At 71.8% G+C, this 19,133-nt stretch carries 16 protein-coding genes and 1 tRNA gene; 7 read left to right on the forward strand and 10 right to left on the reverse strand.

Going from position 1 to position 19,133, the window contains the following annotated elements:
• Positions 1-187 precede the first annotated feature (187 nt).
• The gene (locus AC29IT_RS23225) at positions 188-1,153 is read right to left on the reverse strand and encodes an acyl-CoA desaturase (RefSeq protein WP_358440828.1); all 966 of its coding nucleotides are present in this window, start codon (positions 1,151-1,153) and stop codon (positions 188-190) included.
• Positions 1,154-1,458: 305 nt separating this feature from the next.
• Between AC29IT_RS23225 and AC29IT_RS23230 the strand changes: the two genes are divergently transcribed.
• From AC29IT_RS23230 to AC29IT_RS23245, 4 genes are all read left to right on the forward strand, one after another.
• Positions 1,459-1,529, forward strand: a tRNA-Gln gene (locus AC29IT_RS23230).
• A gap of 125 nt (positions 1,530-1,654) precedes the next feature.
• Complete coding sequence (locus tag AC29IT_RS23235; RefSeq protein WP_358440825.1) at positions 1,655-3,358, forward strand: GGDEF domain-containing protein; 1,704 nt, start codon at positions 1,655-1,657, stop codon at positions 3,356-3,358.
• A 520-nt stretch (positions 3,359-3,878) separates the two neighbouring features.
• The gene (gene glmU, locus AC29IT_RS23240; protein WP_488220120.1) at positions 3,879-5,309 is read left to right on the forward strand and encodes a bifunctional UDP-N-acetylglucosamine diphosphorylase/glucosamine-1-phosphate N-acetyltransferase GlmU; all 1,431 of its coding nucleotides are present in this window, start codon (positions 3,879-3,881) and stop codon (positions 5,307-5,309) included.
• A gap of 28 nt (positions 5,310-5,337) precedes the next feature.
• Positions 5,338-6,318 carry a ribose-phosphate diphosphokinase gene (locus AC29IT_RS23245; protein ID WP_488220121.1) on the forward strand — a complete coding sequence of 327 codons (981 nt, stop codon included), beginning with the start codon at positions 5,338-5,340 and terminating at the stop codon, positions 6,316-6,318.
• A 91-nt stretch (positions 6,319-6,409) separates the two neighbouring features.
• Here the strand turns inward: AC29IT_RS23245 and AC29IT_RS23250 are convergent, their stop codons facing one another.
• The 3 genes from AC29IT_RS23250 to AC29IT_RS23260 form a co-directional block, all read right to left on the reverse strand.
• A complete protein-coding gene (locus tag AC29IT_RS23250; protein ID WP_258343339.1) occupies positions 6,410-7,021 on the reverse strand; it encodes a malonic semialdehyde reductase in 612 nt (203 codons plus the stop codon).
• Positions 7,022-7,142: 121 nt separating this feature from the next.
• The gene (locus tag AC29IT_RS23255) at positions 7,143-8,450 is read right to left on the reverse strand and encodes an Nramp family divalent metal transporter (protein ID WP_488220099.1); all 1,308 of its coding nucleotides are present in this window, start codon (positions 8,448-8,450) and stop codon (positions 7,143-7,145) included.
• Positions 8,451-8,736: 286 nt separating this feature from the next.
• The gene (locus AC29IT_RS23260) at positions 8,737-9,384 is read right to left on the reverse strand and encodes an NAD(P)-dependent oxidoreductase (RefSeq protein ID WP_358440814.1); all 648 of its coding nucleotides are present in this window, start codon (positions 9,382-9,384) and stop codon (positions 8,737-8,739) included.
• Between the two features lie 80 nt (positions 9,385-9,464).
• Here AC29IT_RS23260 and AC29IT_RS23265 point away from each other — a divergent pair, with 80 nt between their 5' ends.
• The 3 genes from AC29IT_RS23265 (at position 9,465) to pth (ending at position 11,475) form a co-directional block, all read left to right on the forward strand.
• Entirely contained in the window at positions 9,465-9,842 is a 378-nt protein-coding gene (locus AC29IT_RS23265; RefSeq protein WP_358440811.1) for a winged helix-turn-helix transcriptional regulator, read from the forward strand.
• A gap of 262 nt (positions 9,843-10,104) precedes the next feature.
• Positions 10,105-10,737, forward strand: a complete 633-nt coding sequence (locus AC29IT_RS23270; RefSeq protein ID WP_358440809.1) for a 50S ribosomal protein L25/general stress protein Ctc — start codon at positions 10,105-10,107, stop codon at positions 10,735-10,737.
• Between the two features lie 162 nt (positions 10,738-10,899).
• Positions 10,900-11,475, forward strand: coding sequence for an aminoacyl-tRNA hydrolase (gene pth, locus AC29IT_RS23275; RefSeq protein ID WP_358440806.1), 576 nt, complete (start codon positions 10,900-10,902; stop codon positions 11,473-11,475).
• Positions 11,476-11,557: 82 nt separating this feature from the next.
• On the opposite strand, the gene AC29IT_RS23280 is transcribed toward pth, so the two are convergent.
• From AC29IT_RS23280 to AC29IT_RS23305, 6 genes are all read right to left on the reverse strand, one after another.
• Positions 11,558-13,201, reverse strand: a complete 1,644-nt coding sequence (locus AC29IT_RS23280) for a fatty acyl-AMP ligase (RefSeq protein WP_358440804.1) — start codon at positions 13,199-13,201, stop codon at positions 11,558-11,560.
• 320 nt (positions 13,202-13,521) lie between these two features.
• Positions 13,522-15,306 carry an ABC-F family ATP-binding cassette domain-containing protein gene (locus AC29IT_RS23285; protein WP_358440802.1) on the reverse strand — a complete coding sequence of 595 codons (1,785 nt, stop codon included), beginning with the start codon at positions 15,304-15,306 and terminating at the stop codon, positions 13,522-13,524.
• Positions 15,307-15,351: 45 nt separating this feature from the next.
• On the reverse strand, positions 15,352-16,308 hold the full coding sequence (locus AC29IT_RS23290) for a 4-(cytidine 5'-diphospho)-2-C-methyl-D-erythritol kinase (protein WP_358440845.1): 957 nt from the start codon (positions 16,306-16,308) through the stop codon (positions 15,352-15,354).
• 199 nt (positions 16,309-16,507) lie between these two features.
• Complete coding sequence (locus AC29IT_RS23295) at positions 16,508-17,320, reverse strand: MetQ/NlpA family ABC transporter substrate-binding protein (RefSeq protein ID WP_358440799.1); 813 nt, start codon at positions 17,318-17,320, stop codon at positions 16,508-16,510.
• Between the two features lie 99 nt (positions 17,321-17,419).
• Positions 17,420-18,103, reverse strand: coding sequence for a methionine ABC transporter permease (locus AC29IT_RS23300; RefSeq protein WP_358440796.1), 684 nt, complete (start codon positions 18,101-18,103; stop codon positions 17,420-17,422).
• The gene (locus AC29IT_RS23305) at positions 18,100-19,122 is read right to left on the reverse strand and encodes a methionine ABC transporter ATP-binding protein (protein ID WP_358440794.1); all 1,023 of its coding nucleotides are present in this window, start codon (positions 19,120-19,122) and stop codon (positions 18,100-18,102) included. The genes AC29IT_RS23300 and AC29IT_RS23305 overlap by 4 nt, the downstream gene beginning before the upstream one ends.
• Between the last annotated feature and the right edge of the window lie 11 nt (positions 19,123-19,133).

Below are 19,133 nucleotides of genomic sequence, written 5' to 3' on the forward strand. Positions count from 1 at the left end.
GCAGGTCACCCTATCCGTCGAGATCCTCCGAGGTGCGCACCTCCCCGGCAGCGCGCGGCGTTCCCCTGCGGGGAAGGCTGCCGCGCGTCGGGGAGGCCGGTCCGGCGGCACCCCCGCTGGGGCACCGATCCCGTGGGGAGGATCGGGCCCGGCGAGGTTCCACCACCGCGACCGCCGGAGGGGTCGGTCAGCCCTTGTAGTCGGTGACCGCGATCCGGGCCAGCCGCTTCTCGTTCGGCCAGCGGACCTTCCAGGCCCAGCCGACCTTCTCGAAGAACCAGATCACCCGCGCCGAGATGTCCAGCTGCCCGCGCAGCACCCCGTGCCGGGCGCAGGTCGGGTCGGCGTGGTGCGAGTTGTGCCAGGACTCGCCGAACGACACGATCGCCAGCGGCCAGAAGTTCGCCGCCTTGTCGCGGCTCTTGAACGGGCGCTCGCCGATCATGTGGCAGATCGAGTTCACCGACCACGTGATGTGGTGCAGCAGCGAGACCCGCACCAGCCCGGCCCAGAAGAAGCCGGTCAGCGCGCCCCACCAGGACCAGGTGAGCAGGCCGCCGAGCACCGCGGGCAGCACCAGGCTCAGCGCGGTCCACAGCACGAACAGGTTGTTCAGCTTGACCAGCCGCTCCTCCTTGTGGAGGTCGGGCGCGAAGCGCTCCTCGTTGGTCATGTTCCGGTCGAACAGCCAGCCCATGTGCGCGTGCCAGAAGCCCTTGGCCAGCGCGCCCGGGGTGCTGCCGAAGCGCCACGGCGAGTGCGGGTCGCCGTCGCGGTCCGAGTAGGCGTGGTGCCGCCGGTGGTCGGCGACCCAGGTGATCACCGGGCCCTGCAGCGAGGTCATGCCCGCGATCGCGAGGGTGGCGCGCACCGGCCAGTTGGACTTGAACGAGCCGTGCGTGAACAGCCGGTGGAACCCGACGGTGACGCCGAGCCCGCTGAACACGTAGAAGAAGACCGCGAGGCCGACGTCGACCCAGCCGAGGCCCCAGCCCCAGGCGAACGGGATCGCGGCGACGAGCGCGACGCACGGGATCAGGACGAACGCGTAGACGAAGAACTGGGCGAGTCTGGGGCGGGTTCCCGCGGTGAGCGGTTTGGGCCCGGATTCGGCCCCGGAAGCCTCGGGAGCAACGTCGGTTGCTGCGGTCATACTCACTACCTCAACTGGGTCAGGTGGTGGAAAGAACGGTCGTCAGCGCCGGAACGCCGGCTCGACCCCGCAGATCCTACGGGACCGTAACCTACGCCAGCGTAAGTTGGTGGATGCACAATCGTCACCCCCCGGCGACGGAAATACGGCGTGTCGTGACCGCCCGGGCGTGTCCCGGCCGCCGGACCTGATCGTTCGTGCACCCGTGAGAACGATCACCCTGGACGGGCATGCCACGATGTCGACTGGGCGACCGCGGTCGGTCGGCGTGGCGGTAGGCTCGAGCGCCGGACCACATCGCCCGATCCGCCGTGGTGTAAAGGCAGCACCTCAGATTTTGGTTCTGATGGTCCAGGTTCGAGTCCTGGCGGCGGAGCAGCGGTCCCCGCGACGCCGTGCGATGTCCCGACGGGAACCGTGGTCGATCGTCGACCTCCCCGGCCCCGGCCGGGCTTGGATGCCAGCAGGGGGTGTGCGCCGCTGCGCGAGGACACGACGGACGTGCGCGACGATGCGGCAACCGCGCTGAGCGAGGTCAGCGACGCGTGGTTGGTCGGTCGCGCTCGCGAACTCAACGCCGTCGGCCAGAACAGCGACGCACTGGGCCAGCGCGGCACCATCCGCGAAGCCGACGGCCTGCTCGCCGAGGCGCAGCGGCGCGGCGAACCCCGCATCGTCGCCCAGCTGCTGCGGCACTGCGCCGCGATGCGGCTGTCCTCCTCCGGGCTCGCGCACGGCGCCGAACCGCTGCTGGACGAACTGCTCACGCACAGCCGCAGGCACGGCCTGACCGTGCTGGAAGCGGACGCCTACGCGCTGCGCGGCAGGCGGGCGCTGCTCACCGGCAGCGAGGACAACGCGATCACCGAGGTCGCCAGCGGGCTCGCCATGCTGGAGGACGAACCCGTCCCGGACACCGCGCTGGGCAGGCGCTCCTGGGACCGGCTGCTGGCGACCGCGCTGATCGACCTGGGCTCGGTGCTCACCCAGCTCGGCGTGTACGAGACCGCCGACGAGGTGATGGCCCGCGCGCTGCACCGCATCCGGGAGAGCGGCGGCCCGCACGAGATCGCGCTGCACATGATGAACCGCTGCCGCATGTTCCTCGGCTGGGGACTGCGCCTGGAGCGCATCGGCCAGCAGGACGCGGCGGGCGAGCGGTTCGCCACCGCCTCCGGGCTCGCGCTGGGCGTCGAGGTGCCGTGGCGGGAATCGCTGTTCCCCCGGCTCGCGGACCGCTCCGCAGCGGACCAGATCCCGGTGCTCGGCGCCGCGCACGCGCTCGCCCAGCCCGGCGCGGAACACATCGAACGGCTGCAGCGGCTGCGCTCGCTGGACCGGGCCATCCACCCGCGCGAGAAGATCATCGTGGCGATCGCGCTGTCCCGCTGCCTGACCGGAGCCGGGCGGCGCTCGGACGCGGTGCGGATGCTCTCCGACACCCGCTCCAAGGTCACCAGCGACGCCGCCGACCCGACGCTGCGGATCTCGCTGGCCCGCGAGTACGCGCAGCTCACCGAGCTCGACCAGGACCGGCCGACCAGCGACGCGGTGCACGACTACGTGCTGGACCTGGAGAACGAGCTGTGGGCGATGCGGGAGGGCCGCTACCTGACGCTGAGCACCCGGCTGGAGAACTCCCGGCTGAACCTGCGCCACGACGCGATCACCCAGCAGGCCCTGCAGGACCCGCTGACCGGGCTGTCCAACCGGCGCGCGCTGGACGAGCGGCTCGACGCGCTGCTGGACTCGGCGGAGGCGCAGCCGCTGTCGGTGGCGCTGGTCGACCTGGACGGCTTCAAGGAGGTCAACGACCGCTGCTCGCACGCCGAGGGCGACGACGTGCTGCGGGTCGTGGCGAGCACGCTGCGGGACACCCTGCGGGTGGACGATTTCGTGGCCCGCTACGGCGGCGACGAGTTCGTGGTGCTGCTGCCGGGCGTGACGCTGGGCGCGGCCGAGTCGGCGCTGCAGCGGACCGTGCAGGCGATCGCGCGGCTGCCGAAGGCGCTGTCCCGCGGGGTGACGCTGTCGATCGGCGTGGTCGCGCGGCGCCCGCAGGAGTCCGGGGCGCAGGTGCAGACCCGGGCGGACGCGGCGATGTACCAGGCCAAGCGGAACGGCGGGAACCAGGTGGCCACGTTCGCCGTGGAGTCCTCCGGCGGGGACGACGAGGAGACCTGGATCCCGCCGCAGCCCCGCTGACCGGTTCACCCGGACCGGCGCCGCAGCTGCTTGCGCGCGCACTCTCCGTGAACAGCCCGTCGCCGGGCCGGGCGGTCGGCACCCGGCCGCCCGCGGTGCGCCGCGGCGCTGGCGACAACCCGCCACCGGCCCGCCCGATTGATCACAAAGCAGCAGTTCGGGACGGCCGTGACGTCCTGGTCGGGGTGGACCGGGCAGGTAGCATCGGCTTCCGCCGGACAAGCGGGAAGGGCCACCGGCGCGGGCACGGCACGCCCCGGTTACCCTTCACCCGCTTGGACGCCACCAGCAGCCGGTTCGCGGCGAGACTGCTCACCGTGACCACACCGACCAGGGCGACTCCGGCGTGTCGGCGTCGAACCCGCTTGAGACCCAAGGGAGTGCGTTGATGCCTCAGGGCGAGAACGCCCGGCCCGCCCCCAGCACGTCCGGCGCGGCTTCCTCCGGTTCCCCCTCCGCACTCGGCACCGCGGGCTCCGCGGTCAGCACCATCGTGCTCGCCGCGGGCGAGGGGACCCGGATGCGCTCCGCGACGCCGAAGGTGCTGCACCCGATCGCCGGTCGGCCGCTGGTCGAGCACGCGGTGCGGGCGGCGGCCGGGACCGGCCCGGACGACCTGGTGGTCGTGATCGGCCACGGTCGGGACGCCGTCGGCGAGCACCTCGGGCAGGTCGCCGACGACCTCGGCCGCAAGGTGCACACCGTCGTCCAGGACCGGCAGCTCGGCACCGGGCACGCGGTCGCCTGCGGCATGCAGGCGCTGGCCGACCAGCGGCACGGCACCGTGCTGGTCAGCTACGGCGACGTCCCGCTGCTGGACACCGCGACGCTCGACGCGCTGCTCGCCGAGCACCACGAGCGCGGCAACGCCGTCACCGTGCTGTCCGCGGTGGTCGACGACCCCACCGGCTACGGCAGGCTGGTCCGCGACGCCGCCGGGAACGTCACCGGCATCGTCGAGCAGAAGGACGCCACCGCCGAGCAGGCCGCCATCGGGGAGATCAACTCCGGGGTGTACGCGTTCGACGCGGCGGTGCTCTCCGACGCGCTGGACCGGCTGTCCACCGACAACGCGCAGGGCGAGCTGTACCTGACCGACGTGCTGTCCATCGCCCGCACCGACGGTCACCCGGTGGGTGCGCTGGTGTGCGCCGACACCTGGCTGGTGGAGGGCGTCAACGACCGGGTGCAGCTGGCCCGGCTCGGCGCCGAGCTCAACCGCAGGCTGGTGCTCGGCTGGATGCGCGAGGGCGTCACCGTCACCGATCCGGCCTCGGTGTGGCTGGACTGCGACGTGCGGCTGGACCGCGACGTGACCGTGGAGCCGGGCGTGCAGCTGCGCGCGGGCACCACCGTCGGCGAGGGCGCGCTGATCGGCCCGGACACCACGCTGACCGGCTGCACCGTGCACGCGGGCGCCTCGGTGGTGCGCACCCACGGCGAAGGCGCCGAGGTCGGACCCGGCGCCTCGGTCGGGCCGTTCGCCTACCTGCGCCCCGGCGCGCGGCTCGGCGAGAAGGGCAAGATCGGCACCTTCGTCGAGGTCAAGAACGCCGAGATCGGCACCGGCAGCAAGATCCCGCACCTCACCTACGTCGGCGACGCCGAGATCGGCGAGGGCAGCAACATCGGTGCGGCGAGCGTCTTCGTGAACTACGACGGCGTCGCCAAGCACCGCACCGTGATCGGTTCCCACGCGCGGACGGGTGCGGACAACATGTTCGTCGCCCCGGTCGAGGTGGGGGACGGCGCCTACACGGCCGCCGGCTCGGTCATCACCCAAGATGTCCCCCCGGGCGCCATGGCGGTCGCCCGCGGGAGGCAGCGCAACATCGAAGGCTGGGTGGCTCGCCGCCGCCCGGACACCGCCGCCGATCGAGCCTCCCGACAGGCTCAGCAGCGGTCGGGATCTGACGACCTGACCACCAATCCGACGAGTGACACCCGATGATGGGCGTCAACGGGGAGGGACGATGACCGTGAGTGCCATGTCTGCGACCCCGAAGAAGAGCCTCAAGCTCTTCTCCGGGAGCAGCCATCCGGAACTTGCCGAGGAGGTGGCCAAGCAACTCGACGTGACGGTCACGCCCCAGTCGGCCTACAAGTTCGCCAACGGCGAGATCTTCGTCCGCTACGACGAGTCGGTCCGCGGCTGCGACGCCTTCGTGATCCAGTCGCACTGCACACCGCTCAACGACGCCATCATGGAACAGCTGATCATGGTGGACGCGCTGAAGCGCGCCAGCGCCAAGCGCATCACCGTGGTCATGCCGTTCTACGGCTACGCGCGGCAGGACAAGAAGCACAAGGGCCGCGAGCCGATCTCGGCCCGCCTGATGGCGGACCTGTTCAAGACCGCGGGCGCCGACCGGATCATGACGGTGGACCTGCACACCGACCAGATCCAGGGCTTCTTCGACGGGCCGGTCGACCACCTGCTGGCGCAGACGGTGCTGTCGGACTACATCCGGCAGACCTACGTCGACGAGAAGATCACCGTGGTCTCGCCGGACTCCGGCCGGGTGCGGGTCGCGGAGAAGTGGGCGGACAACCTCGGCGGGACTCCGCTGGCGTTCATCCACAAGACCAGGGACCCCACGAAGCCGAACCAGGTCGTCGCGAACCGCGTCGTCGGTGACGTCGAAGGCCGGCTGTGCGTGCTGGTCGACGACATGATCGACACCGGTGGCACGATCACCAAGGCCACCGAGCAGCTGCTGGAGTCCGGCGCGAAGGACGTCATCATCGCGGCGACCCACGGCGTGCTCTCCGGCCCGGCCGTGGAGCGGCTGTCGTCCTGCGGGGCGAAAGAGGTCGTGCTGACGAACACGCTGCCGATCCCGGAGGACCACCACTTCGACACGCTGCGGGTGCTCTCGATCGCACCGCTGGTCGCCGAGGCGATCCACCAGGTGTTCGAGGACGGCTCGGTCACCAGCCTGTTCGACGGCCACGCCTGAGCGGAGCCCGAAACGCGGAACGGCCCGGTCCCCCCTCGGGGCCGGGCCGTTCCGCGTTCTCGGTGCTCGGCCGCGCGGGCCGGTCCCGACCTCAGATCGTCGTGACGACCTCGTCGTAGTCGTGGCGCGGCAGGCGGTCGAACCAGGGGTCCTCGCCGGGCTTGCCGATGTTGACCACGACGAGCACCTGCTGCTTGCCGTCCGGGAAGAACTCGGCGTTGATGCCCGCCGGGTCGAAGCCGGTCATCGGACCGGCGGCCAGGCCCGCGGCGCGGACGCCGAGGATGAAGTAGGCGACCTGCAGGCTCGCGTTGAGCCTGGCGTGCTCGGTGCGGAAGTCGTCGTCCGCCCACATGTCCTTGGCGTTGGGGGCGTGCGGGAACATCCGCGGCAGGTTCTCGTGGAAGTCGGTGTCGGCCGCGAGCACCGCGACGACCGGCGCGCTCTCGGTCTTGGCCCGGTTGCCGCCGCCCAGGTGCGGCAGCAGGCGCTGCTTGCCTTCGTCGGAGCGGATCAGGACGATGCGCAGCGGCTGCTGGTTCATCGAGGTCGGACCCCACTTGACCAGGTCGTGGATCGCGCGCAGCTGCTCGTCGGTGACCTCGTCGGAGCTGAACGTGTTGGCCGTGCGGGCGTTGCGGAACAGCAGGTCCTGGGCTTCTTCGGACAGCTGCAGGCCGGTCGTGGAATCGGTCGAGGTCATGATCACTTCCTTGCTCGCGGTTTCTCGGAGCAACGTGCTTGAAGCTTCCACCATTCCGCGGTGCGGCGCGCGTCACGCCCGCCGCACCCGCTGATGGGGCGAACCGGACTTCCCCCGGTCGTCAGAACATCCCGACGAGTTCGTTGATCGCCACTCCTACGAAGAGGAGCAGGCACAGCCCCAGCAGCGTGTTCGACAGCCACCGGGAGCGGTGCTCGGCGGGCATCATCGACCGCGAGTTCAGCAGCACCAGCAGCGTGCCCGCCAGGAACGGCATGAACAGCGCCCCCAGCACCCCGTACACCAGCGTGAGCTGGAACGGCTTGCTGAACAGCAGCAGCAGCATCGGCGGGAACGTCAGCCACAGCAGGTAGATCCGGTAGGGCGTGCTGTGCATGCCGGCCTTGTGGTCGTAGGCGGCGGCGGTCTCGACCGGCGCTTCCTTCGGCAGCCGCCAGGTCCGCCACCAGTCGGCGAACAGCAGGCTCACCCCGTTCCACACGCCGATCACCGAGCTGAACGCGACCGCGAAGAAGCCGACCAGGAACGGGATCCGCGCCCATTCCCCGTAGTCGGCGGCGAGCACGTCGCCGAGGTTGAGCAGTCCCTTGTCGCTCTCGGTCAGGTCCTGGCCGAGCAGGATCTCCGCGCCCACCACCAGCATCGCCACCACGAAGATGCCGGTGGTGAGGTAGCCGACGGCGTTGTCCATCCGCATGATCGGCAGCCACTTCGGCGTCCGCCAGCCCTTCGCGAACGTCCAGTAGCCGTAAGCGGCCATCGTGATGGTGCCGCCGACACCGCCCATCAGGCCGAGCACGTAGGCGACCGAGCCCGCGGGCAGCCGCGGCACCAGGCCTTCGCCGAGCTCCAGCAGGTTCGGCCCGACGAGGAACGCGGTGCCGACGACGGTCACGAACATGACCCCGACCAGCACCGTCATGATCTTCTCCAGCACCGCGTAGCGCCCGAACCACACCAGCGCCAGCCCGAGCAGCCCGCACAGCGCCGCCCAGCCGCCGACCGGCAGCACCGGGAACAGCGCGTTCAGCGGCAGCGCCGAGGCGGACATCGCGGTGGCGCCGTACACGAAGCCCCAGATGACGATGTAGACGCCGAAGTAGGAGGTGGCCCACCGGCCGAGGGAGCGCCAACCGGAGAGCATGGTGCGCTCGCCGCCGAGGTGCCAGCGCCCCACCGCCTCGCCGAGAGCCAGCTTGAACAGCGTGCCCACCAGCACCGCCCAGAACAGCGTGTACCCGTAGCGGGCACCGGCGACCATCGTCGCGACCAGGTCGCCCGCGCCGACCCCGGTGGCGGCGGCCATGATGCCGGGCCCGATCTGCTTGAACCGCGCCCAGCCCGTGGCCGGGAGTTGCGGCGCGCTGCCGTGCTCGGCGCCCGGATCGGAGCTCGTGTCTGCGGACATGCGCGTCAAACTATCGCCGCACGTGGTACCGGTCATCCACAAGCGACCAAACCGTGACGCCAGAGCCCGTCGGCACCGCAGTTCTCCCGTCAGCAGCACTTCCGTCAGCGGCGAAGCCGCTGAGCCGACGACCACCCGAGCAACTCGCACCGCAGCGGGTTCTCAGCGGCCTCCTCGCGAGGACAGCGTTTTCTCATGTGGCGGAGCCACCTGAGAAAACGATCCCGCAGCGAGGAGGGCGCTGAGGTTCCGCCACCCGCCCCTCCCGCAAGACGAGATCCGAAAATCAGTAAGCGACGGTGAAGCGGGTGCGGTGGTGCGCTGGTCGGTCGAGCTCGTCGACGAAGGCCAGGGCGAAGTCGTCCCCGCCGATCGTCGAGCTCCCCGCTTCGTCGGACAGCAGCAGGTCGCCGCCGACCCGGTAGTGCCCGGTCCGCTCCCCCGGTGCGTAGGAGCCGAACACGGCGGGCGGGCTCACGTAGAACCAGTCGACGTCGGCGGGGGCTTCGCGCAGCGCGTCCAGCACCTCGGAGTGCGAGCCCGCCTCGACCTTGAACTCCTCCGGGAACTCCGGGGTGTCGATGACGCGGGGGCCGCCTTCGGCGACGCGCAGGCTGCCCGCCCCGCCGACGACGCCGAGCCGGAAGCCGTTGGTCCGCGCGGCGTCGAGCAGCGTCGGCACCGCGTCGAGCAGCTTCTTGCCGTCGGACGCCGGGCGGCCCGGGGTGGCGATGAGCACCGCGTCGGCGCCCTTGGTCACGTCGAGCACGAACTCCGGGTCGTGCATGGTGCCCTGGCGCCCGCTGAGGCCGTCGGCTTCGGGCAGTCCGCTGACGTCGCGGGCCACGCCGACCACCTCGTGGCCGCGGGACAGCGCTTCCTTCGCGATCCGGCCGCCCGCGTACCCGGTGGCGCCGAACAGAACGATCCGCATGGGAGATCTCCTCCAGTATGTCGACTCGATCCGACGGTAACCATTGGTAACCAGTGACTTCAAAGTGCTATAAGTACCTGATGGTTACCAACCTGGTCCCGGACGTGCGCAACCCCGCCTGCCCCACCCGCGTGGTGCTCGACCGCATCGGGGATCGCTGGACGTCGCTGGTCGTGCTGACCCTGCTGGACGGTCCGATGCGGTTCACCCGGCTGCGCTCGGCCGTGGGCGGTGTGGCGCCGAAGGTGCTCACCCAGACCTTGCGCGCGATGGAGCGCGACGGCCTGCTCAGCCGCACCGTGCACGCGGAAGTTCCACCGCGGGTGGACTACGAGCTGACCGAGCTCGGCCGGTCGCTGCGCGCCCCGATCCAGGCCATCACCGACTGGGCGGAGGCCCACGTGGTCGACGTCGAAGCCGCCCGGGCCGCCTACGACGCGGGCCGCGAGGACCGCTGACACCCGTGCACCCACCCGGGCGGCGCGTCGCTCCCACGCAGGCTCTAAACTGTTCGGGTTGCCTCGGCGAGGCCGGGTTCTTCCACCCGGCGTGATCGACGCGGCGGCTCGGTGTTCGCCCTCGTGGACGCGAAGGACCGCCGGCGCCGCCCGCACAAGGTGCCGCCCCGTCCGGTACGCGCCGACCACGCAAGTGGTACACCCGCCGCCGCAGGCCGCCGACCAGTTCCGTTCCGCCCGACGTCACGAGGAGTGCACCACCGTGTCCGAGGTACGTATTTCCGTCGAACCGCGCACCGAGTTCGGCAAAGGCGCCGCCCGTCGCACCCGCCGCTCCGGCAAGATCCCCGCGGTCCTCTACGGCCACGGCTCCGACCCGAAGCACCTGTCGCTGCCCGCGGTCGAGTTCGCCCGCGCCGTCCGCGACAACGGCCAGAACGCGGTGCTGACCCTCGAGGTCGCCGGTTCGGCCAACGAGCTCGCGCTGACCAAGACGATCACCGCGCACCCGATCAAGAACTACATCGAGCACGTCGACCTGCTGCTGGTCAAGCGCGGCGAGAAGGTCACCGTGAACGTGCCGGTCGTGCTGGTCGGCGACGCCGCCCCGGGCACCCTGGTCACCCAGGACCTCAACGAGCTCGAGGTCGAGGCCGAGGCGCTGCACATCCCCGAGCAGTTCGAGGTCTCCGTGGACGGCGCCGAGGACGGCACCCAGATCCACGCCTCCGACGTGCAGCTGCCGAAGGGCGTCACCCTGACCTCCGCCCCCGAGGGCCTGGTCGTCAGCATCAGCGAGGCCCCCACCGCCGCGGACATGGAGTCCGAGATCGACACCGAGGGTGCGGGCGTCGTCGAGGACGAGCCCGAGGACGCCACCTCCGCGGAGTCCTGAGCCCACGACGTCGGGCCTGCGGCCGGGGTGCGGTGAACCGCGCCCCGGCCGCAGCGGCTCCGGCCCGCACGGGCCGACCACCGTGCGGCCGCCTCGGCACGAGGTCGGCCACCCCGAGGTCGCCGCTGATCGGCCGCGACCCCCATCCGAGGACGCAGCCTGGTGACCACTCCTGACTCGCCCGTCCTGATCGTGGGACTCGGCAATCCGGGACCGCGCTACGAGGGCAACCGGCACAACGTCGGCTTCCTCGTCGCCGACGAGCTCGCCGCCCGCGTCGGCGGCAAGTTCAAGGCGCACAAGTGCGGCGCGGACGTCGTCGAAGGCCGGTTGGGCGCCCACCGCGCGGTGCTGGCGAAACCCCGGTCGTTCATGAACCTCTCCGGCGGGCCCGTGTCGGGCGCGTCGAAGTTCTTCAAAGCCACCCCCGAGACGCTGATCGTGGTGCACGACGAGCTGGACCTGCCGTACGGCACCGTCCGGCTCAAGCGCGGCGGCGGCGAGAACGGGCACAACGGGCTGCGATCCATCACGAAGTCGCTGGGCACCAAGGACTACCTGCGGGTGCGGTTCGGCGTGGACCGCCCGCCGGGGCGGATGGATCCGGCGGACTACGTGCTCAAGGACTTCTCCGGCGCCGAGCGCAAGGACCTCGGCTACTTCGTGGACCTGTGCGCGGACGCCGTCGAGGCGCTGGCCGCGGACGGCCTGGAAGCCGCGCAGAACCGCTTCCACTGACCGGGCTCAGGCCGGATCGACCGGGCTCATCCGTCGCCGAACACCGGGCTCATCCGCCGGACGATCAGTCGTCGACCGGGCTTCAGCCGTCGACGAGCGCCGCGGTGGCGGCGCGCTTGAGCTTGCCGGACGGGGTCTTCGGCAGGGATCCGGGCGGCAGCACCACCACCGCGGCCGGGCGGACGCCGACGGCCCGCACCACGCTGCTGGTGATCTCCTTGCGCAGCGCCTGCTCCGCTTCCGCCGATCCGGTGGACGCCGATTCGCAGACGACCGCGAACCGCTCCCGGCGGCTGCCCGCGTCGAGCCGGACCGCGGCCGCGTTGCCCGCGCGCACGCCGTCGACCTCGGCGGCGGCGCGCTCCACGTCCACCGGGTAGATGTTGCGCCCGCCCATGATGATCACGTCCTTGCGCCTGCCGCAGATGACGACCTGGCCGTCGACGAGGTAGCCGTCGTCGCCGGTGTCCAGCCAGCCGTCCGCGTCCTGCGCGGGCACCGGTCCGTCCGCGGTGCGGTAACCGGGCGTGACGGCGGCGCCGCGCACCCGCACCCGGCCCACCGCGCGATCGCCCAGCTCGGCGCCCGCATCGTCGACGACCTGCACTTCCAGGCCGGGCAGCGGCGGCCCGAGCAGCGCGAACGAGCGCGTTCCGCCGCCGGTGGCCGGTTCGGCGCGGCCGCGCACCTCCAGCGCTTCGGCGGAGACCACGTCCACCGTCGTCGGCCGGTCGAGCTCGGCGAAGGTCACCGCCAGCGTCGCCTCCGCCATCCCGTAGGCGCACACCACCGCCGACTCGCCGAGCCCGAACCGGGCCCCGGCGGTGGTGAAGGCGCGCACCGCGGCCACGTCGATCGGTTCGGCACCGTTGAGCGCGAACCGCAGCCCGGACAAGTCGAACTCGCCGTCCTCGGCGCGGCGCATCCGGCGCGCCACGACGGCGTAGGCGAAGTTGGGGGCCGCGGTCACGGTGCCGCCGTACTTGCCGATCAGCTTCGGCCACAGCAGCGGCGCGGCGAGGAAGTCGGCCGGCGTCACCTGCACCGCCTCCATCCCGATCGCCATCGGCACGGTCAGCGTGCCGACCAGGCCCATGTCGTGGAACAGCGGCAGCCAGGACACGGCCACGTCCCGCACCGGGTCCAGGCGCGCGATCTCCACCATCGCCGCCGTGTTCGCGGCGAGGTTGCCGTGCGTGATCCGCACCGCCTTCGGGTCAGCGGTGGAGCCGCTGGTCAGCTGGAGCAGGGCGGTCGCGTCTTCGGCGGTCGGCACCGGTTCGGCCAGCGCTTCGGGGTGCTCGGCGAGGCCTGCGAGGTCGCGGTACCGGATGCGGTGCGAGTCGAGCAGGTCGGCGAGCGGCTCGAACGGCGGCCCGAGCAGCACCAGCTCCGCGTCGATCATGCCGAGCACCCGCACCGCGTCCTGCGCCCAGCGGGCCAGGTCGGCGCGCGGCGTCGGCTGGTGCAGCATCGTGACGCCGCACCCGGCGAGCCAGCCGCCCTGCACCGCCGGGGCGATCAGGCCGGGGTCGGCGGCGAGCACGGCGACCGCGGCTCCGGGCCGGACGTCCGCGGTGAGGGCGGCGGCGATGCGCCGCGCCTGCTCGTGGACCTCCGCCCAGGTGCGGCGCCGGGGTGCTCGCGGTTCGCCGGTGACCAGCCCGCGCCCCGCCGCGCCGCCGTCGAGCGCCGAGGCCACGATCCCGTCCACGAACCGGCTCATGTGACGCACATTACGGCCGTTCCGAGGTGTGGGGAACCGGCGCACCGCCCAATCCGGCCCGGCGAAAGGTCCCACCACCCCGCACCCACGCCCGCGACCGTCGAGCCCGCCGGTTCAGGCCGCATCGGTTGCCCGTCAGCGGCGAAGCCGCTGAGCCGACGACCACCCACGCCACCGGCACCGCAGCGGGTTCTCAGCGGCTTCCTCGCGAGGACAGCGTTTTCGCATGTGGCGGAGCCACCTGCGAAAACGATCCCGCAGCGAGGAAGCCGCTGAGGTTCCGCCACCCGAGCAACAAGCAACAGGAGAGCCGCCAGATTTCAGTCCAGCTGATCGGCCAGTTCCAGCCAACGGGCTTCGACGTCGTCCTTCTCCTGCGACAACGCCCGCAGCTCCGCGTTGAGCCCCTGCAGCCGATCCGGCTCGGTGGCGGCTTCGGCGAGCTTGACGTGCAGGTCCTGCTCCTTCTTGCCGAGCTTGTCGAGCTGGCGCTCCAGCTTGGCGAGGTCCTTGCGCGCGGCCCGCTCCTGCGCCCCGGAGAGCTTGTGCTCCTTGGCGGCGGCGGAGTCGACGGCCTGCTTGCCGACGGATTCCTCCGCTTCGAGCAGCGAGCTGCGCCGCCGCAGGTACTCCTCGATGCCGCCGACGAGGTCGCTGAGCTTCCCGTCGCCGAACAGGGCGACGACCCGGTCGCACACCCGCTCCACCAGGTACCGGTCGTGCGAGACGACGACGAGCGTGCCGGGCCAGCCGTCGAGGAGGTCCTCGAGCTGCTGCAGGGTGTCGATGTCCAGGTCGTTCGTGGGTTCGTCGAGCACCAGCACGTTCGGCTCGCCCATCAGCAGCCGGGCGAGCTGGAGCCTGCGCCGTTCCCCGCCGGAGAGGTCGCCGACGGGCGTCCACTGCCGCCCCTTGCCGAACCCGAAGCGCTCCCCCAGCTGGGAGGCGGTGAGCTCGTACTTGCCGAGCTGCACGCGTTCGGCCACGTCCTCGATGGCTTCGAGCACCCGCCAGTCGCCGGGCAGGTCGTGCAGTTCCTGCGTGAGGTGGGCGAGCCGCACGGTCGCGCCGACCTTGCGGGTGCCCGCGTCCGGTTCGCGTTCGCCCGCGATCAGCCGCAACAGCGTGGTCTTGCCGGAGCCGTTGACGCCGACGACGCCGATCCGGTCGCCGGGCCCGACCTGCCAGGTCACGTCGTGCAGCAGGGTGCGGTCGCCGATCCGCAGGTCCACGTCCTCCAGCTCGACGACCGTCTTGCCGAGCCGCCGCTTCGCGAAGCTGACCAGTTCGACGGTGTCGCGCGGTGGCGGGACGTCGGAGATCAGCGCTTCGGCGGCCTCCACCCGGTAGCGGGGCTTGGAGGTGCGGGCCTTCGCGCCGCGCTGCAGCCAGGCGAGTTCCTTGCGGGCGAGGTTCTGCCGCTTCTCCTCGGCCTGCTGGGCGAGCCTGCCGCGCTCGGCGCGGGCGTAGATCCAGTCGGCGTAGCCGCCTTCGTACTGCTCCACCTTGCCCTGGGTGACCTCCCAGGTTCGGTTGCAGACGGTGTCCAGGAACCAGCGGTCGTGCGTGACGATGACGAGCGCGCAGCGGCGGGCCAGCAGGTGGTCGGCGAGCCAGCGCACCCCTTCCACGTCGAGGTGGTTCGTCGGCTCGTCCAGCACCAGCAGGTCGAGGTCGCGCACCAGCGCGGCGGCCAGCGCGACCCGGCGGCGTTCCCCGCCGGAGAAGTCGGCGACGGGCGTGTCGAGGCCGAGCCGGGTCATGCCGAGCCCGGTGAGCACCGAGCGGACCCGCGCGTCGGCGGCCCACTCGTGCTCGGCGGTGAACCCGTGCGGGTCGAGCACGGCGTTGCGCACGGTCGACCCGGGCGGGAGTTCGGTGCGCTGGGTGACGACGGCCATCCGCAGGTCGCGGGACTGGCTGACGCGGCCGGAGTCGGGCTCTTCGGTGCCGGACAGCACTTCCAGCAGCGTCGTCTTGCCGCCGCCGTTGAGGCCGACGACCCCGATGCGTTCGCCTTCGCCGACACCGAGGGACACGCCGTCCAGCAGCGGTCGCACTCCGTAGCTCTTGCTCACCGATTCGAGGTTGATCAGGTTCGCCATCGGGGGTGTGGATCTCCAGAGGAACAGAGGAACGTGAGGGGTGGGTCAGGCGTGGACCTGCGGCGGGGTGGGCCGGTCGGCGCGGTCGTCGCCGACGACCCGCGCGCCGGGCACCGGGCCCTGCGCGACCCGCACGGTGCGGCACACGCCCGCGCCGGACAGCTCGGCGGCCACCCGGACCGCCGCGTCGTTGTCGGTGCACAGGAACGCGCAGGTCGGCCCGGAACCGGACACGATCCCGGCGAGCGCGCCCGCCTCCACGCCGGCGCGCAGCGTGCGGCGCAGGTTCGGCCGCAGCGACACGGCCGCGGACTGCAGGTCGTTGCCCAGCAGCAGCGCCAGCTGCCGCGGATCGCCGGAGGCCAGCGCCTCCAGCAGCGGTTCGACTTCGCCGACGCGGTGCGGGCCGGTGTCGCCGCGCAGCCGGTCCAGCTCGGCGTACACGCCGGGGGTCTCCAGGCCGCGCCGGTCCAGCGCGATCACCCAGTGGAAGGTGTGCCTGGCCAGCACCGGGACCAGCCGCTCCCCGCGACCGGTGCCGAGCGCGGTCCCGCCCAGCAGCGAGAACGGCACGTCGCTGCCGATCTTCGCGGCGATGTCGGCGAGGTCGTCCCGGCCGATCTCCAGCCGCCACAGCGTGTTCAGCGCCAGCAGCGCGGCGGCCGCGTCGGCACTGCCGCCCGCCATGCCGCCCGCGACCGGGATGCCTTTGCGGATGGTCAGCTGCACGCCCGGTTCCTCCGGGTCGCGCCCGGAGTGCTCGGCGAGGAGCTGCACGGCCCGCCACGCGAGGTTGCTCGGCCCGGTCGGGACCGAGTCGGCGCCTTCGCCGTGCACCTCGATGCCGGGTTCGTCGGCGGTGCGGACCGTCACCTCGTCGGTGAGCGAGAGCGCTTGGAAGACGGTGACCAGCTCGTGGTAGCCGTCCGGGCGGGTATCGCCGACCGACAGGTGCAGGTTCACCTTGGCCGGGACACGCACGGTGATGGGGGTGGGTACCACGGAGAGCACCCCTAGAGCGTACGTGTCCGCGCGAGCCCGGTGCCGCCCCAGCACCCGACTTCACAGCGGAACCTCCGCGCACCCGGCCGGAACTCCCGGCCGGGCGACGCCCCCGCCACCAGGTGGATCTTCATCTGCCCCGGCCCGGACGCACCGCGGCCCCCGCACGTCCGCGCGGGGGCCGCCGATCCGGGATCGATCAGGAAGCGGGGATCACCGAGATGCCGCCGTAGGTCTTGGTGATGAAGTCCTTGACCTCCGGGGAGCGCAGCAGCTCCGCCAGCTTCTGCACCCGCGGGTCCTTCGCCATCGCGGGCGAGGCGACGAGGCCGTTGGCGTACGGGTTGTTCTCCGCGCTCTCCACCGCGATCGGGTCCTTCAGCCCGGCCTTGAGCGCATAGTTGCCGTTCACGATCGCCGCGTCGACGTCGTCGACCGAGCGGGGCAGCTGGTCGCTGGAGAGCTCCTGGAACCGGATGTTCTTCGGGTTCTCCGCCACGTCGCGCACCCCGGCGCCCTGCTCTGCGCCCGGCTTCAGCTTGATGACTCCGTTGTTCTGCAGCAGTTCCAGGCTGCGGGTCTGGTTCGACGGGTCGTTGGGCAGCGCGATCCGCGCCCCGTTCGGCAGCTCCTGGAGGGACTTCACCTTCTTGGAGTAGACCGACAGCGGTTCGAGGTGCACCGTCTGCACCCATTCGAACTCACCGCCGCGCTGCGCCTGGTACTCCGCCAGGTACGGCTTGTGCTGGTAGTAGTTCGCGTCCAGCTCGCCGTTGGCGACGGCCTCGTTGGGCCGGTTGTAGTCGTCGAACTTCTCGATCTCGATCTCGATGCCGGCCTGCTCGGCGAGGTGGTCCTTGACGAACTGGAGGATCTCGCCGTGCGGCTGCGGGCTGACGCCGATGGTCAGCGGGGCCTCGGGGTCCTGCGCGGCGGGCGTGCCGGAGGCGCCGCAACCGGCCAGTGCCAGCGTCGCAGCGGTGAGCACCACGGCCAGGGAGCGAAAACGCATCGATCGCGTCCTTTCTGGAGGGCCGACCGGTGACGTGCACCGGCGGCCGGCGGGGATCGCACGTCCCCGCCGTCGGAGTGTTCCTGGTGAGCTGCGGGCCTAGCCGGTCGCGCTGCGGCGGCGGTCCACTGCTTTGGCGGTGATGTCGGTGAGCAGCTGCATGGCGAAGGCCAGCACGGCCAGCACCACCACCGAGCCGTACAGCACGCGCTCGTCGTACGCCTGGTAGCCGTCCTGGATGGCGGTGGTCCCCAGCCCGCCACCGCCGATGGCGCCGGCCATCGCCGCGTAGCCGATGAGCGCGACGGCGGTGACGCCGACGGCCCCGACCAGCGCGGCGCGGGCCTCGCCGAGCAGCACGGTCCACACGATCCGCCACCGGCTCGAACCGGTGGTGATCGCGGCTTCGACGACGGTGAAGCTCACTTCCCGCAACGCGTTCTGCGTCAACCGCGCGAAGAACGGCACGGCGCCGACGACCAGCGGGACGATCACCGCGGTGCTGCCGATGGACGTGCCCACCAACAACCTGGTGAAGGAGGCCAGCACCACCAGCAGCACCACGAACGGCACGGACCGCACCACGTCGACGACCACACCGAGGATCCGGTGCAGCGTCGGACGCGGGCTGAGCCCGACCGGAGAACTCAGGTGCAGGAACACGCCCAGCGGCAGTCCACCGAGGACCGCCAGCAGGGTCGAGACCAGCACCATGTAGAGCGTTTCGGCGGTGGCACCGCCGAGCAGCTCCGCTACTTCCGCCCAAGGGGTCGGATCACTCACGCCGCGACTCCATCAACACTGACCGGGGTGCGCCGCACGTGCGCGTCCCGGTCGACCATCCACTTCAGGGCCGACTCGGACCGCTCACCGGCGAGTCCGATGCGGAACTTCGCCACCGGGGTGTCGCCGAGCCGGGTGAGCCCGCCGCCGAGGATGGACAGCTCCACCCCGAACCGGCTCGCGGCCTCGGGCAGCAGCGCGCCGACAGCGGCGAAGCCGACGAGGACCACTTCGGCGACCACGTCGTGGCGCACCCCGGGCACGACCGGTGCCTGGTCGGTCTCGGGCAGCAGGCTGGTGCTGACCCGGCTGCCGGGTTCGGCGACGAGGTCGAGCACCTTGCCATGCTCGACGAGCTTGCCGCCTTCGAGCACCGCCACGTCGTCGGCGATGCGCCGCACCACGCCCATGTCGTGGGTGACCACCAGAACGGTGACGCCCAGTTCGGAGCGGGCCCGGTCCAGCACGGTGAGCACCGAGTCGGTGGTGCCCGGGTCCAGCGCCGAGGTCGGCTCGTCGGCCAGCAGCACCGAGGGCTTGGCGGCCAGCGCGCGGGCGACCGCGATGCGCTGCCGCTGCCCGCCGGAGAGCCGGTCCGGGTAGATCGGCGCCTTCTCGGTGAGCCCCACCAGGTCGAGCAGTTCGGCGACGCGGCTGCGGCGCTGCGGCGCGGGCATCCCGGCGGCTTCCAGCGGGAGCGCCACGTTGCCCGCGGCGGTGCGCTGCCGCAGCAGCGAGTCGCCCTGGGGAACGACGCCGATGTGGCGGCGGGCGGCGCGCAGCGCGGCGCCTTCGAGGGAGACGAGGTCGGTGCCGTCGACGCGGATGGCGCCGCGGTCCGGCTTCTCCAGCAGGGCGATGCACCGGGCGAGGGTGGACTTGCCCGCGCCGCTGGGTCCGACGACGCCGAGCACGGCGCCCGCCGGGACCTCCAGCGACACGTCGTCGAGGGCGACGACGTCGGACCGGTCGGACTGGTCGGGCCGGAAGGACTTGGTGAGGTTCTCGACTGTGATCACGATCGCGCTCC

The organism is Saccharopolyspora sp. MMCC62 (genome assembly GCF_057736575.1).

Coding starts and splice junctions, on each gene's coding strand:
- AC29IT_RS23225 (WP_358440828.1), bottom strand. CDS start 1,153: ATGACCGCAGCAACCGACGTTGCTCCCGAGGCTTCCGGGGCCGAATCC.
- glmU (WP_488220120.1), top strand. CDS start 3,879: ATGCGCTCCGCGACGCCGAAGGTGCTGCACCCGATCGCCGGTCGGCCG.
- AC29IT_RS23250 (WP_258343339.1), bottom strand. CDS start 7,021: ATGACCTCGACCGATTCCACGACCGGCCTGCAGCTGTCCGAAGAAGCC.
- AC29IT_RS23255 (WP_488220099.1), bottom strand. CDS start 8,450: ATGTCCGCAGACACGAGCTCCGATCCGGGCGCCGAGCACGGCAGCGCG.
- AC29IT_RS23260 (WP_358440814.1), bottom strand. CDS start 9,384: ATGCGGATCGTTCTGTTCGGCGCCACCGGGTACGCGGGCGGCCGGATC.
- AC29IT_RS23265 (WP_358440811.1), top strand. CDS start 9,465: ATGGTTACCAACCTGGTCCCGGACGTGCGCAACCCCGCCTGCCCCACC.
- AC29IT_RS23280 (WP_358440804.1), bottom strand. CDS start 13,201: ATGAGCCGGTTCGTGGACGGGATCGTGGCCTCGGCGCTCGACGGCGGC.
- AC29IT_RS23285 (WP_358440802.1), bottom strand. CDS start 15,306: ATGGCGAACCTGATCAACCTCGAATCGGTGAGCAAGAGCTACGGAGTG.
- AC29IT_RS23295 (WP_358440799.1), bottom strand. CDS start 17,320: ATGCGTTTTCGCTCCCTGGCCGTGGTGCTCACCGCTGCGACGCTGGCA.